The 15140-nt window shown below is 62.3% G+C and carries 12 protein-coding genes; 7 read left to right on the forward strand and 5 right to left on the reverse strand.

The genetic code is table 11. The annotated features are described in order from the left end of the window. The first annotated feature begins 46 nt into the window (after positions 1-46). The 6 genes from AC07RZ_RS09765 (at position 47) to AC07RZ_RS09790 (ending at position 8861) form a co-directional block, all read left to right on the forward strand. Positions 47-1015, forward strand: coding sequence for a Bug family tripartite tricarboxylate transporter substrate binding protein (locus tag AC07RZ_RS09765; protein ID WP_494667815.1), 969 nt, complete (start codon positions 47-49; stop codon positions 1013-1015). A 133-nt stretch (positions 1016-1148) separates the two neighbouring features. After that, a complete protein-coding gene (locus AC07RZ_RS09770) occupies positions 1149-2249 on the forward strand; it encodes an ABC transporter substrate-binding protein (protein WP_144740707.1) in 1101 nt (366 codons plus the stop codon). An 87-nt stretch (positions 2250-2336) separates the two neighbouring features. Beyond that, on the forward strand, positions 2337-4142 hold the full coding sequence (locus AC07RZ_RS09775; RefSeq protein ID WP_494667816.1) for an ABC transporter permease: 1806 nt from the start codon (positions 2337-2339) through the stop codon (positions 4140-4142). A 27-nt stretch (positions 4143-4169) separates the two neighbouring features. Next, positions 4170-5261, forward strand: a complete 1092-nt coding sequence (locus AC07RZ_RS09780; RefSeq protein ID WP_342829822.1) for an ABC transporter ATP-binding protein — start codon at positions 4170-4172, stop codon at positions 5259-5261. Positions 5262-5380: 119 nt separating this feature from the next. Then, the gene (locus AC07RZ_RS09785) at positions 5381-6457 is read left to right on the forward strand and encodes a porin (RefSeq protein ID WP_342829823.1); all 1077 of its coding nucleotides are present in this window, start codon (positions 5381-5383) and stop codon (positions 6455-6457) included. A gap of 199 nt (positions 6458-6656) precedes the next feature. Beyond that, on the forward strand, positions 6657-8861 hold the full coding sequence (locus tag AC07RZ_RS09790) for a M3 family metallopeptidase (protein WP_494667817.1): 2205 nt from the start codon (positions 6657-6659) through the stop codon (positions 8859-8861). Between the two features lie 66 nt (positions 8862-8927). Here AC07RZ_RS09790 and AC07RZ_RS09795 read toward each other — a convergent pair whose 3' ends face one another. Genes AC07RZ_RS09795 through AC07RZ_RS09810 form a run of 4 tightly spaced genes read right to left on the reverse strand, consistent with a single transcriptional unit; the run spans position 8928 to position 13119 of the window. Then, the gene (locus tag AC07RZ_RS09795) at positions 8928-9413 is read right to left on the reverse strand and encodes an asparaginase domain-containing protein (RefSeq protein ID WP_092395861.1); all 486 of its coding nucleotides are present in this window, start codon (positions 9411-9413) and stop codon (positions 8928-8930) included. 12 nt (positions 9414-9425) lie between these two features. After that, positions 9426-10904: a c-type cytochrome gene (locus AC07RZ_RS09800; RefSeq protein ID WP_494667818.1), complete on the reverse strand. Its 1479-nt coding sequence runs from the start codon at positions 10902-10904 to the stop codon at positions 9426-9428. Beyond that, positions 10901-12502, reverse strand: a complete 1602-nt coding sequence (locus AC07RZ_RS09805; RefSeq protein ID WP_092395859.1) for a GMC family oxidoreductase — start codon at positions 12500-12502, stop codon at positions 10901-10903. The genes AC07RZ_RS09800 and AC07RZ_RS09805 overlap by 4 nt, the downstream gene beginning before the upstream one ends. 2 nt (positions 12503-12504) lie before the next feature. After that, entirely contained in the window at positions 12505-13119 is a 615-nt protein-coding gene (locus tag AC07RZ_RS09810; RefSeq protein WP_494667819.1) for a sorbitol dehydrogenase family protein, read from the reverse strand. 154 nt (positions 13120-13273) lie between these two features. Here AC07RZ_RS09810 and AC07RZ_RS09815 point away from each other — a divergent pair, with 154 nt between their 5' ends. Beyond that, positions 13274-14029, forward strand: coding sequence for an L-asparaginase (locus AC07RZ_RS09815; RefSeq protein WP_494667820.1), 756 nt, complete (start codon positions 13274-13276; stop codon positions 14027-14029). 4 nt (positions 14030-14033) lie between these two features. Here AC07RZ_RS09815 and AC07RZ_RS09820 read toward each other — a convergent pair whose 3' ends face one another. Then, complete coding sequence (locus tag AC07RZ_RS09820) at positions 14034-15026, reverse strand: D-2-hydroxyacid dehydrogenase family protein (RefSeq protein ID WP_494667821.1); 993 nt, start codon at positions 15024-15026, stop codon at positions 14034-14036. Between the last annotated feature and the right edge of the window lie 114 nt (positions 15027-15140).

Genomic DNA, 15140 nt, shown 5'->3' on the forward strand with positions numbered 1-15140 from the left:
CGCATCTGCATTGCGGGTGAAACAACAACAGAATGGGTAGGAGACAATGAATTCCGTCATCAACTGGATTGCTGCACTCAGTGCATGTGCCACGCTTGGCGCCCACGCGGCGCCGGTGCATTGCATTGCGCCGGCCAAGCCAGGCGGCGGCATGGCCGTGACCTGCAAGCTGGTGCAGAAGGGCCTGCAGCTGCAATCTCCAGCCGGGCAAGAGCGTCCGGTCAAGATCAGCTACCTGCCGGGCGGCATCGGCGCCGTGGCCTGGAACTCGATTGTCACCCAGCGCCGCGCTGAAGCCGATACGCTGGTGGCGTTTTCCGGCGGCTCGCTGATGAACCTGGCCCAGGGAAAATACGGCGACGCAGACGTCGACAACGTGCGCTGGGTAGCCGCGCTCGGAGTCGACTACGGCATGATCGCGGTGCGCAGCGATTCGCCGTACAAGACCTTGCCCGAACTGCTCGACGCCCTCAAGAAAAATCCCTCGAAAATCACCATAGGCGCCGCCGGCACCGTAGGCAGCCAGGACTGGCTGAAAATTTCCAGGCTGGCCAAGCTCAGGCAGATCGATCCCAAGAACCTGCGCTTCGTCGCGCTGGAAGGCGGCGGCGAAGCCTTTACCGCCTTGCGCGCCGGCCATGTGCAAGTAGTTTCCGGCGACGCTTCGGAAGCCACCCTGCATTCGCTGGACGGCGAGATCCGCGTGCTGGCGGTGCTGTCCGAACAGCGCCTGCCGGGCGCGCTGGCCGATGTGCCGACCGCCCGCGAACAAGGCATGGACGTCAGCTGGCCGATCATCCGCGGCGTCTACATGGGCCCGCAGGTGAGCGACGCCGACTATAAACGCTGGGTCGGCACTTTCGACAAGATGATGGCGACTCCCGAATTCGACCAGCTGCGCGCCCGCAACGGACTGTATCCGTTTGCGCTGAGCGGCGACAAGCTGACTGCATACATTAAAAAAACCGTTGAAGACTATCGCAAACAATCGGACCAGCTTGGCTTGATCAGATAAATCCCGCCGCGGCGACAGGCCCGGCAAAAACCCCGCAAGCAATGCCAGATGGCAGCCGAATTCCCGGCTGGCACCGGCTCGCCTGCGCCTTTTTAAAAGTAGCTGCACCCACAACACTCAGGAGATGACATCCATGCTTATCAAAAAAACCCTGGCAAGCGCAATCGCCGCCGTATCGCTGGGCCTGGCCCTGAACGCCTCGGCGCAAGCGCCGGCAGGTTATCCGGCCGACTACGCCAAGGTTATCGACGGCGCCAAGAAAGAAGGCAAGCTGGTGATCTACAGCGCCACCGACTCGAAAGCCGCGGAGCCTCTGATCAAGGATTTCAGCACGCTCTATCCGGGCGTCAAGGTCGAGTTCAACGACATGAATTCAACCGAGGTGTACAACCGCTTCATTTCGGAAGCGGCCGCCGGCGGCGCTACTGCCGACGTGCTGTGGTCGTCGGCGATGGACTTGCAGTTCAAGCTGGCCAGCGAAGGTTATGCCGCGGTGTACAAATCGCAGGAAGCTGCTGCGATTCCTGCCTGGGCCAACTACAAGGACAGCGCTTACGGCACCACATTCGAACCGCTGGCCATCGTCTACAACAAGCGCCTGGTGAGCGCCGACGAAGTGCCGGCCAACCATGCCGACCTGGTCAAGCTGCTGACCGCCAAGGCTGACAAGTTCCGCAACAAGGTCACCACCTACGACATCGAAAAATCGGGCGTCGGCTTCTCCTTCATCACCGAAGATGCGCAAATCAATCCGCAGTTCTGGGATCTCGCCAAGACCTTCGGCGATATCGGCATCCGGGTGCAATCCTCGACCGGCACCATGCTGGAACGGATTTCCTCCGGCGAGAACCTGATCGGCTACAACGTGATCGGCTCTTACGCGCAAGCGCGCGCCGCCAAGGATCCGTCGATCGGCGTCTCCTTCACCAAGGATTACAACCTGGTGCTGTCGCGCGTGGTGTTCATCAACAAATCGGCCAAGAACATGAACGCGGCCAAGCTGTGGATCGACTACCTGCTGTCCAAGCGCGGCCAGACCATCATCTCCAACGAATCCCAGCTGTACGCCTTGCGCTCGGATGTCAGCGGCCACAACACGCTGGGCAGCCTGACCACCCAGCTTGGCAGCGCCCTCAAGCCGATCGCGATCACGCCGGCCCTGCTGCAATACCTGGACCAGACCAAGCGCCTGGCGTTCCTGAAGCAGTGGAAAGCCGCCGCAGGAAAGAAATAAGGCAAGCATGCCATCCCCGCCTGCGCGGGGATGGCCGGGGCGCGTAGCCGGATTTTGAAAATTCAGGTTTTTCTGCAAGGTACAACTATGTCATCCATTTCTTCTCCCCATCCGCTGGCCAGCCGTTCCCGGCTGGCGCGCCTTAATTGGCCGCGCGGACTGGTGGTCACGCTGGCGGCGGTGGCGATTTTCCTGCCGCTGGTGCTGATTTTTTACCAAAGTTTCCTGTCGGCGCCGTTTTTCGCGCCGGTCAAGACCCTGAGCCTGGAGCCGTACCGCTTCATTTTCGACGATCCGGATTTCCGCCAGGCGTTCGTCAACGGCTTGCTGCTGGCCAGCGGCCTGGCCCTGATCGCGGTGCCGCTGGGCGGCATGCTGGCGTTCCTGATGGTGCGCACCGACCTGCCGGGCCGCAACTGGATCGCGCCGATGCTGCTGGTGCCGATTTTTGTCTCGCCGATGGTGATCGCCTTCGGTTATGTGGTGGCGATGGGGCCGGTCGGCTTCTATACGGTGTGGATGCAGGACCTGCTGCGCCTGGTCGGGATTGAAGCGACGCCGTGGAATGTGTACGCCTTCCCCAGCATCGTCATCATCGCCGGCCTGACCCATGTGCCGCACGTTTACCTGTACGCCTCGGCTGCGCTGAAGAGCCTCGGCGCCGATGTCGAGGAAGCCGCCCGCGTGGCCGGCGCTTCGCCGCTCCAGGTGGCGCTGAACGTGTCGCTGCCGATGATCATGCCGGCGCTGGCGTACGCCGGCGTGCTGGTGTTTTTTCTCGGCTTCGAAGTATTCGGCCTGGTGCTGGTGCTGGGCGACCCGGAAGGCCACCTGGTGCTGCCGACCTACCTGTACAAGCTGACCAACAAGCTCGGCACGCCGTCGTACCACTTGATGGCGGCGGTAGCGGTGTGCCTGGTGGCGGTGACCTTGCCGCTGGTGATGATCCAGCGCTGGCTGCTGCGTTCAGCCAACAAGTATGTGTCGATCAAGGGCAAGGGCGCGCGCCAGAAGGCGCTGCCGCTGGGCAAGTGGAAATGGCTGGCGTTCAGCCTGATCGCGGCCTGGCTGATTTTCACCATCGTGATCCCGCTGTCCGGCATCGCCTTGCGCGCATTTGTCTCGCACTGGGGTTACGGCGTATCGCTGATAGACACCTTCACCTTGCAGCACTTCCGCGATATCTGGGACCAGCCGGCGCTGGTGCGCGGCATCGTCAACACCATCCTGATCGGCGTCATCGGCGGTGCGATCGCGGTGGCCTGCTACTGCTGCATCGCGCTGGCCATGCATCGCAAATCGGACGGCATCACCCGCTTCCTCGACTACAGCGTGCTGATCCCGCGCGCCGTGCCGGGCTTGCTGGCCGGCCTGTCGTTCCTGTGGGTGTTCCTGTTCGTGCCGTCGTTCCTCGACAGCATGCTGAAAGGTTATGACAACGCAGTCGCGCAATGGCTGGTGGAACACCTGATTCCACAACTGCGCGAACTGCGCTCCACCATCTTCTCGGTGTGGCTGGCGTACTCGGTGGTGTGGCTGGCTTATGGCTTGCGCCTGATCACCACGGCGCTGCTGCAGGTCGGGCCGGAACTGGAAGAGGCGGCGCGCGCGGTTGGCGCCCGCCGTGCGCAGGTGACGCGCGACGTCACGCTGCCGCTGGTGCGCTACGGCGTGCTGGGCGCCTGGCTGATGGTGTTCCTGATCTTCGAACGCGAATACTCGACCGGCGTCTACCTGCTGTCGCCCGGCACTGAAGTGATCGGCGCGCTGATCGTCTCGCTGTGGGCTTCCGGCTCGGTCGACCTGGTCGCCACTCTCTCCTTCATCAACATCACGCTGGTGGCCATCGGCCTCGGCATTGCACTGCGCTTCGGGGTCAAGCTTCACGACTAAGTTGCACCACACAATCAGGAAATCATCATGAGCGAATTAAGTGTCAATAACCTGCATCTCGACTACGGCAGCGGCGCCAGCGCCAATCCGATCCTCAAGGGCGTGTCGATGGAATTGCAGCGCGGCGAAGTGGTCGCCTTGCTGGGGCCTTCGGGCAGCGGCAAGACAACCTTGCTGCGCGCGGTGGCCGGCCTGGAGTCGCCGAAATCGGGCAGCATACAGATCGGCGAGCGCGCCATGTTCGACGGCCAGCGCAAGCTGGAGATCCCGGCCGAAGAACGCAACCTGGGGCTGGTGTTCCAGTCTTATGCGCTGTGGCCGCACAAGACCGTTTCCGACAATGTCGGCTACGGCCTGAAGCTGCGCAAGATGAGCAGCAGCGACATCGCCGCCCGTGTCAAGACGGTGCTGGGCCAGCTCGGGCTGGGCCACCTGGGCGACCGTTTCCCGCACCAGCTGTCGGGCGGCCAGCAGCAGCGGGTCGCGATTGCCCGCGCGCTGGTGTACAACCCGCCGGTGATCCTGCTGGACGAACCGCTGTCCAACCTCGACGCCAAGCTGCGCGAGGAAGCGCGCGCTTTCCTGCGCGAACTGATCGTGCGGCTCGGCCTGTCGGCACTGATGGTGACCCATGACCAGGCCGAGGCGATGGCGATTTCCGATCGCATCCTGCTGCTCAACAACGGCAAGATCGAGCAGCAGGGCACGCCGCAAAGCATGTATGAAACCCCGGACACCCTGTTCACCGCGGAATTCATGGGCAGCAACAACCGCCTGCCGGCCAAGGTGCTGGAGCGCGACGGCGGCCTGGCCCTGCTGCAGGTAGAAGGCGGCGACGTCAAGGCAACGCTGCGCGGGCCGACCATCTGCAGCGGCGACAAGGATGCAGTCGCAATCATCCGCGTCGAGCAGGTCAACATTTCCGATACGCAGGTGGACAACGCCATCCGGCTGCCGCTGTCGACCTGCATGTACCTGGGCGACCGCTGGGAATGCGTGTTCCGCAACAGCGCCGCCAGCGGCGCCGACAGCACCGTGCTGCGCGCCTACGCCCGGCACAGGCTGGCGCCGGGAGAGTACTGGCTGCAGCTGCCGCAGGAAGCGCTGTGGGCCTTCTGAGCAAAGATTCCGAGACGACAAAAAAGGGGGGAGTTATTACGCATCACGCAACAGCCTTTGTGCAGCTTAGCCGTAACCGCACAGCCAACAAAAAAATATTACACAACGGAGGAACACCAATGAAAAGAAAGTACCTGGCGGCGGCAACGCTCGCCGCACTCGGCACGCTGGCATCCGGCGCTTACGCTCAAACCAGCGTCACCGTCTACGGTATCGTCGATACCGGGATCGAGTATGTGAACAATGCCAACGCCAACAAGGACAGCCTGCTGCGCCAGAGCTCCGGCGCCATGAATACATCGCGCATCGGCTTTCGCGGCACCGAGGACCTGGGCGGCGGCCTGAAGGCGGTATTCCAGCTGGAAAACGGCTTCAAGACCGATACCGGCGAGTTCGACAGCGCCGGGGTGCTGTTCAACCGGCAAGCCAATGTCGGCCTGGAAGGCAGTTTCGGCCGGGTGGTCCTGGGCCGCTCTTTCACCACCACGTATGATTTCATCCTGCCGTTCGACCCCATGGGTTATTCGGCCCAGTATTCATGGGTGACGTCAGCCGGCGCCACCGGCGGGCGCAAGGACGGCATGCCGACCAACCTGCAGAACATCGTCAAGTACCAGGGCAAGTTCGGCGACTTCAAGCTGGGCGCCACCTACGGCTTTGGCGAGACGGCCGGCAGCACCAGCGACAGCGCGAAATACGACCTGGGCGTGGGTTACGAAAGCGGCCCGTTCCGCATCGCCGCTACATTTGACCGGGTCAACAGCGCAGCTATCAGCGCCACCAACAGCGCTTACGACAAAGCCACCAGCATCCACCTGGCGGGCAGCTACCAGCTCGGCAGCGACCTGATCCTGAGCCTGGGCTATCGCAACTACAAGAAGACGCTGGCGTCGAATGCAGCCGACCTGCGCAGCGATTTCTTCTGGGGCGGCGCCAGCTACAAGGTGACGCCGGTGGTAACGCTGATCGGCGCCATCTATTACCAGAACATCAAGAACGTCGCCAGCGGCAAGGATGCCGATCCGATCATGTATTCGGTACGCGGCAAATATGCCCTGTCGAAACGCACCGACCTGTACTTGAGCGCAGCGTATGCCAAGGCGAAGAATTCGCAGCTGGTCGGCTTGTCGCGTGACGACCTTGCCTACGGCAGCAGCCAGACCGGCGTGATCGCAGGCATCCAGCACCGCTTCTAAAACCGGTAACGGCACGGCGGCTGTTTTGCCATGCCGTCTTTTGCCACGGAAGACATGCGCGGTTACACGCGCAGTTGTCTTCCGTGTTTTTTTGCACACCCGGTTTATATCAAAACGGGCACGATTCCCTGTAGTTTGAATGCTGGCGTAAAATGTTTCGTCAAAAAAACAATAGCCCGTACCAACCCAAGGAGAATTGATGCAAGCTTCTACACGACGTATCACGCTGTGCGGATTGATGTTGACGGCAGCTGCCGGCATGATAGGCTGCACGACAGCTGACAATGGATCAACCAAGGCATCGCAAGCCTCAGCCGCCAACGCGGCGCTCGCTGCAAACTCCCCCTTCGCCCAGGTCAGCAGCTTGCCTTACAACATGCCGCCGTTCGACCGGATCAAGGATTCCGACTATAAGCCGGCATTCGAAGCCGGCATGGCGCAGCAACGCCAGGAAGCGCGCGCAATTGCCGGCAACCCGGCGGCGCCGAGTTTCGACAACACCATCGTCGCGCTGGAACGCTCGGGCCAGATGCTGACCCGCGTCAGCGATGTATTCTTCAACCTGGTGAGCGCCAACACCAGCCCGGAACTGGACCAGACCCAGCAAGACATGGCTCCCAAGCTGGCCGACCACAAGGACGCCATCTACCTCGATCCGCAATTGTTTGCGCGCGTCGAGCAGCTGTACCAGCAACGGGCCAGCCTCGGCCTCGATCCTGAATCGCTGCGCTTGCTGGAGCGCTATCGCACCGATTTCGTCAGGGCTGGCGCCCGCCTGTCGGCCGCCGACAAGGACCAGCTGCGCAAGCTGAACCAGCAGATTTCTTCGCTCACCACGCAATTCCAGCAGACCCTGCTGAAAGCCAATAACGACAGCGCGCTAGTGGTCGACCGCCAAGCCGACCTGGACGGTTTGACGCCGGAACAGATCAGCGCCGCGGCGCAGGCTGCAAGCAGCCGCAAGCTGGACGGAAAATGGCTGATTGCCCTGCAAAACACCACCGACCAGCCGCTGCTGGCGCAGCTCAAGAATCGCCAGCTGCGCGAACGCCTCTATACCGCCTCCGTCACGCGCGCCAACGGCGGCAGCGACGACAACGTCGCCGGCGTCGCCGAGATCGTCAAATTGCGCGCCCAGCGTGCCGCGCTGCTGGGCTATCCAAGCCATGCCGCCTATGTGCTGGAAGACGAAACCGCCGGCACCCCGGAGGCTGTCAACCGCATGCTGGGACAGCTGGCGCCGGCCGCCGCCGCCAACGCCCGCAAGGAAGCCGCTGCCATGCAGCAGGTGATAGACCGCCAGGCCAAGGCCAGCCATGCCAAGCCATTCAAGCTGCAGCCGTGGGACTGGGCGTTTTATGCAGAACAGGTGCGCAAGTCGCGCTACAACTTCGACGAATCCCAGATCAAGCCTTATTTCGAGCTGAACAATGTGCTGCAGAATGGCGTGTTCTACGCTGCCCAGCAGCTGTACGGCCTCCGCTTCAAGGAACGCACCGACCTGCCGGTGTACCAGAAGGATGTACGGGTGTTTGAAGTGTTTGACCAGGACGGTTCGCCGATGGCCCTGTTCCTGTTCGATCCTTTCGCGCGCGACACCAAGCAGGGCGGCGCCTGGATGAACAGCTACGTCTCGCAATCGCGTCTGTTCGGGACCAAGCCGGTCGTGTCCAACAATATCAACATCGTCAAGCCGCCTGCCGGCAAGCCGGTGCTGCTCACGTTCGACGAAGTCAACACCATGTTCCACGAGTTCGGCCATGCCTTGCACGGCATGTTCTCCAACGTACAGTACCCGATGTTCTCCGGCACCTCGGTGCCGCCGGATTTCGTCGAATATCCGTCGCAGTTCAATGAAATGTGGTCGCGCAATCCACAAGTCCTGGCGCACTACGCCAAGCACTACAAGACCGGCAAGCCGATGCCGCAAGCGCTGGTCAGCAAGGTGCTGGCGGCGCGCAAGTTCAATGCCGGTTTCGAGACTTCGGAATACCTGTCGGCGGCCATGCTGGACCAGGCCTGGCACCAGCTGCCTGCAGGCCAGACGCCGGCGGCCAAGGATGTGATGGCGGTTGAAGCGAAAGCGCTGCAGGCGGCCAGCAGCGGCGACGGTTATGTGGTGCCGCCGCGCTACCATACGCAATACTTCCAGCACATCTTCGCCAGCGGCTATTCAGCCGGGTATTACGCTTATATCTGGAGCGACGTGCTGGCCAAGGATACCGAGCACTGGATGAATACCCACGGCGGCCTGAAACGCGCCAACGGCGACCTGCTGCGGGCCAAGGTGCTGTCGCGCGGCTTCAGCGCCGATCCTAGCGCGCTGTTCAAGGATTTCTACGGACGCGGGCCGGAAGTCGGGCCGCTGCTGGAAGCGCGCGGCCTGGGCGGCGTCACCAAGTAATTGCGGGCTGGATGTGAAAACGGGGCAGAAAATCTGCCCCGTTTTTTTTCGCCTGGAAAAAAGGTATTACAAAGGCTCAAACACGCCGGCGGCGCGGTTCTTTTCTACTTTGTCCCACGCAAAAATCTTGCCGTTCATCGCCACGTACACGCCATGCGGCAAGGCTTGCGCGACACCGCAGGCAAAACCGAAATTGAACAGGGCGTCGGAATTGGCTATCGCGTAGGGAATCATCGCGCCGGTTACCACAATCGTTTTTTCCAGCGCTGCCGCGCCCAGCACTGCCGCAGTTTCGCGCATGGTGTCGGTGCCGTGGATGATCACTATCGCCTGTTCCGCCGCATGCGTGCAGGAAGCCAGCACGCGCCGGCGGTCGATGTCTTGCATGTCGAGCGAATCCAGCAGCGGCAGTTCTTCCAGCGCGATCTCGGTGGTGATGCGCGCGCGCTGGATCACCTGCGGTAAGTGGCTGGCGGCGAAAGTCAGCTTGCCGGCGATCTCATCGTAATGTTTATCGAAAGTGCCGCCGGTGGCGATGATGCGTAGAGCCATGAGTAAATGTTCCTATGATGAAGCCGCGCCGTCCTTGGCTGGACCAGGCTTGCGGCCGCGACGCATGATGAGTGAAAACAGTATAAATAACACGATCAGCCCTGCCGCGCCTAGTCCCCATGGCAACAAAGCCAGCATCGGCGAAACCGGTCCGCCCTGGCGCTGGACCTTGACCTGCTCGGGCGTGATCGGCGGCGTATCGGCATGGCCGTATTGTTTCACCACGTAGTTGGCCAGCATGGCGATCTGGCTATCGTTGAGGTGATTGGCAAACCCGGGCATGAAAGTCTGCTCATCCTTGCCGCGGCGCTGTACGCCATTGAGTATCACCATCAGCAGGTTGCCGGGGTCGCGCGCGCCCACCACGCTGTTGCTGAACAGGGACGGGTAATAACCGCCGACCACGCCGCTGCCGCTGGCCGAGTGGCAGCTGGCGCAGTTGCCGCTGAACAGTTCGGCGCCGCCGGAAGCATTGCTGCTGACCGATACCGCCGCCACGCCGCGCAATTCGGCATCGTCGTCCGCGGCCTGGCCCCAGGCGTAGCGCGGCTTCTTGTCTGCGGCGTCGCTGATGGCCGGAACGCTGCGCACATAAGTGACGATCGCCTTCAGGTCGGCATCGTTCAGGTATTGCAAGCTATGCTCGATCGCTTCCGCCATGCCGCCGGCGGCGGACGCCTTGCCCGGCACCAGGCCGGTTTTCAGGTACTGGACGATTTCTTCGTCCTTCCAGCCGCCGATGCCGCTGACCGGATCGGGCGTGATGTTGTACGCTGTCCAGCCGCCCAGCTGGGCGCCGCCGAAGGAACGCTTGAGGTCGACGCCCATGGTCAGGTTACGCGGCGTGTGGCATTCCTGGCAATGGGCCAAGCCTTCCACCAGGTAAGCGCCGCGATTCCATTCGGGGCTCTTGCCGCCATCTTCCTTCCATTCGCCCGGCTTGAAATTGAACAGGTTCCAGCCGGCCAGGATCCAGCGCTGGTTGAGCGGGAACGGCAATTTGTTTTCCAGGTTTTTTTGCTGGATCGGCGGCAGGCTGAACAGGTATGCCTTGATCGCCAGCACGTCGTCGCGCGACAGCTTGGTGAAGGATGTATAGGGGAAAGCCGGGTACAGATGCTTGCCTTCGTCGTCGATGCCGTTATGCAGCGCGCGGATGAAATCTTCGTCGCTCCAGCTGCCGATCCCGGTTTCCTTGTCCGGCGTGATGTTGGGACCGTAGATGGTGCCGAACGGCGTGGCCAGCGGATAGCCGCCGGCGAACGGCTTGGCCGGATCGACCGTGTGGCAGGCGATGCAGTCGGCCGCCTTGGCCAGGTAGGCGCCGCGCGTGATCTGGTCGGCATTGGGCGGCGCCGCAGCCGCAGGAGCTGCAGCCACGGCCGCCGCGGCATCGGCGGCAAACGCGGCGCCGTGCGCCAGCCCGGCGGCCAGGGCCATGCCGCCCATCCAGCGGGAAAACCGGCAAACGAGTTGAGTGCGGGCCGTCATAGCACTGTCCTCAAGGTGTCAGCGATGCGCAAGGACAGCGCCGCGATGGTCAAGGTGCAATTCACCGTGCCGGCCACCGGCATCACCGAACCGCTGGCGATGAACAGGTTTTCGTGGTCGTGCGAACGGCAATGGGCGTCGACCACCGAATCGCGCGGATCGCCGCCCATGATGGTGGCGCCCATGATGTGGTTGTTCGGCGCGAAATCGTCGTCGAACTTGATTTCGGTGCCGCCGAACATGGCGGCGATGCTGGCATAGGCCTGGTGCGTCAGCACTGCGCTCTTTTGCACGTAGTCGTTGATCGAATAGGTGATCTCTGGCTGCGGGATGCCTAGCGCATCGCGTTTTTCCGTGCTCGGCCGTATGCGGTTTTCCGGATCCGGCAGGATGTCGTGGAAGCTGTTGATATTCACGGTGCGCGCCGCGCGGCGGCGGATTTCCTGGTTCAGCTTGACGCCGACCAGGCCGTCTTTCAAGGCGGTCTGCGCAGCGTGGTTGGTTTGCGCCATGTTATTCAGGTGCAGCTTCTTGGCGGCGTATTCGGCGCGGAAAGCGCCATCGCGCATGTCGACGATGGAGGTCATTTCTATCGGGCCGCGCCCTGGCCACAAATCTTCATTGGCAAGGAAGGTGACGCCGGTGCCGGGATGGTCCATCAGGTTGCGGCCGACCTGGTCCGAGCTGTTGCCTACGCCCTTGCCGTGCTTGTCGTCGGTCGACATCAGCATCAGTTTCGGAATTTCGATGCCGTTCGCGGCCAGCACGAAATATTTGCCGGTGACCCGGTGCGTGACGCCTTCCGGATCCTTGTAATGCACGGCGCTGATGCGCTCCTTGGCGTCCACCTCGATGCGGTACACCACGGCGTCGGCCAGCACCTTGGCGCCGGCCCTTTCGGCTTTCTCGACATGGATGATGCCGCTATACATGGCGGCGATAGGGCAGATCGGCATGCAGTTGTTGTTGCCGCAACAGTTCGGCCGTTCATCGTAGGCGCGGCTGTTGCGCGCCACCGGTTCCGACACCACCTTGTGGCCGGCGCCGTTGACCACGGCGCTGAAGCGCTGGTCGTTCCAGGACAGCGGCAAGTGGTCCATCGGATACGGCTGCTTGCGCGGCGAACCGAGGTCGGTGCCGTCGTTGGGGCCGGACACGCCCAGTTCGACTTCGGCGCGGTAATAGTAGGGTTCCAGCTCGTCGTAGCTGATCGGCCAGTCGCGGCCGACGCCGTACAGCGTTTTCATCTTGAAATCGTTGGGCAGGAAACGCCAGGCCGCGGCAGCCCAGTGCCAGGTAGTGCCGCCTACCGCGCGGATGTATTGCGAATTGTATTTATGCGTGCCCTTGAGTATCAGGTAATTGTTTTCCGGCGTGTATTCGGGATGCGGCGCATATTTGGTGGACGGGTAGGGCACCATGAAATCGTCCTTGCTTGGCGTATTCCGGTAATTCTCGACGATGCGCCAGCGTTCCAGCCGCGGCCCGGCTTCCAGCACCAGCACCGAAGCGCCGGACAGGGCCAGCTGGTGCGCCACCAGGGCGCCGGCGACGCCGGAACCGACAATTACGACATCTGCGGACAGGTTATCAGCCATGTTCAAGCCCTCGCTTTCAACACCGCCGGCTGGGTAACCCAATAACCGGGGGCGGCACGGCAATAAGTCGGCACGACTACCGCATCGCGCACCTGGTCGAACATCAGCGCCTGCTCGAAGGCGATGACCTTGGCGTTGCCGGTGACGCCGCCGTCGCCGACCACGCCCAGGTACCAGCCGCTGACGATACGGTGCAGCACCAGCGACAGCGCGCTGTCGCTGCCGACCGCGGCCGCCAGGTTATCGACGTCCTTGATTTTGTGATCGAGGCTGTACTGCCACAACGCCGCGGCCTGTTTTTCAAACTCGATCGCTTGCGTGCTGAGCGCGCTGTACAGTCTTGCGCCTATGCGCGGATTGAGTTTCGGCGCGCCGGTCAGCAAGGCCGACAATGCCATGAAATTTGCCTGCTGCTGGCTGCTGGGGGGAGGTGCGGCGGGGGTGACGGTCTGGGCTGAGGCTTGCTGCAGCCAGCGAGGAATGCTCATCATCGCGAAACTGACGCCGGCCAGCAACATGAGGTTGCGCCTGCTGGCGGAAAACACCTCGCGGCCGGGCGCTGCCGTGATGGGCTGGTCGCTTGATCGCTCGCCTGTAACTGATGGACGTTGCTGCATATGGCTAGTCCTTTCTGCCTGGTGGGTTGCCTGATTATACTAAGCCCGGCAGATAGCTGCTGCGTCTTTTGCCGACCCTATGAAAACGGCGCGCAGCGACTACACTGGTAACATTTGATTTCAGCGCGCACCTCTTTGACAAGAATCCCGACTCATGAAACCCATCGCCCCCGGCACCGTTATTTTCCACCGCTTCCGCGGTTATGGCGTGATCACGTCCGTCAACCTGCTGACCGGCTGGATCGCTGCGCGTTTCGGCAGCGAGAAACGGACGCTTGACCTGAACCTGTCGACCGACGAGGTCCAGCACGCCGATGGCGAGCCGATCCTGTACCGCCACGCGCCGCCGGACCGCATGCCGCACGCGCGCCTGATGGCGCTGGTGCGCGAGCTGCATCGCGCCGGTTACCAGCGGTTGTACCTGTACAGCTGGCCCAAGCCGTCCGGCCTGCACTGGCGCTGGCACCTGTTCTGCGGCCGGCGCAGCTGGATGGAGAGGGCGCGGCGCGAAGGCTGGTACGGTTCGGGCGCCGACTACAATTTCAATCCGATTCTGGGCTGGGGCGACAAGCCGGGAGCGTCAATCCCGGAGCTGGCCAGGGCGCTGGCGCAGTTCGATCCGCACGGCCTGGCGCAGGCGCTGGGACGCGATGAAGACCACAGCGCATGGTTTGCCAAGGTATGCGACGCCTTGCTGCCGGATTACGCCTTCAGCCTGGGCTGGAGCGAAGGCCCGATGCCGGACAGCCTGCCGGTGATCCCGGTGCGCAAGAACGTGCCCGAATACAGCGGCCCAGCCCTGCCATGGCCGCCCGGCTGGCAAGGCATGTGGCGCGACACCACGCTGGCGGCGCCGGCAGCGCGCCTGAACAAGCTGATCCTGCCCAGCGGCGCCGGCGACGACGACTGACGATTTACTTCTGCGGCAGCGCGCCCGGATTCAAGACATTCTTGGGCGTGCCGCCGGCGAAATCCAGCAGATTCTGGAACGCTGCGCGGAAATACAGCTCGTAACCATCCTTCTCGACATAACCCAGGTGCGGCGTGGCCAGCACATTCTCCATCCGCAACAGCGGCGAATCCGGCGGCAGCGGCTCGGTCTCGAATACATCCAGCGCGGCAAAACCAGGCCGGCCCTGCTGCAAGGCCGGCAGCAGGGCGCCGTCGGCGACCAGTTCGGCGCGGCTGGTGTTGACAAAGATGGCGCTGGATTTCATCAAGGCCAGGTCGGCTGCCTCGACGATGCCGCGGGTGGCGTCATTGAGGCGCAGGTGCAGCGACAGCACGTCGGCTTCGGCAAAGAACTGCTGCTTCGATGCCGCGGCTTCATAACCGTCTTTCAGCGCCGCGGCCAGACTGGCTTCGCGTCCCCACACCAGCACCCGCATGCCGAACGCCTTGCCGTATCCCGCAACCATGCGGCCGATCTTGCCGTAACCCCAGATCCCCAGCGTGCGTCCCTTGAGCGCGGTGCCGATGACATCGTTTTGCGGCAGCGCCGACACCGATTGCCATTGCCCTTGCTGCAAGTTGCTGACATAGCGCGGGATGCGGCGGCTGGCAGCCATGACCAGGGCCCAGGTCAGCTCGGCCGGCGCGGTCGGGTCGCCGACACCTTCGACGATGGCGATGCCGCAGTCGGTAGCGGCTTCGACGTCGATATGGCCGCTCACTTTGCCGGTCTGCGAAATCAGTTTCAGCTTGGGCAGTTTTTGCAGCAGCGCCCTGGAAAAACTGCTGCGTTCGCGTATCAATACCAGCGCTTCAAAATCGGCTAGCCGAATTGCCATCTGGCCAACGCCGCGCGCGGAATTGTTGAACACTTTCACCTCGTGGCCCTCCAACATGCTGAAGCTGTCGAGATGGCGGACGCTGTCCTGATAATCATCGAGTATGGCAATTTTCATAGGAGTTTCTGGCTTTACGGAAAGTAAATGCGTGCAAAAAAGTGGAGGAAAACCGCCGTCACGTAATAAAGCAACAGCATCCGGAAAACGGGAAATACCTTACTACAATAGTTG

It is taken from the genome of Collimonas sp. GW821-FHT07E08, from assembly GCF_059418905.1.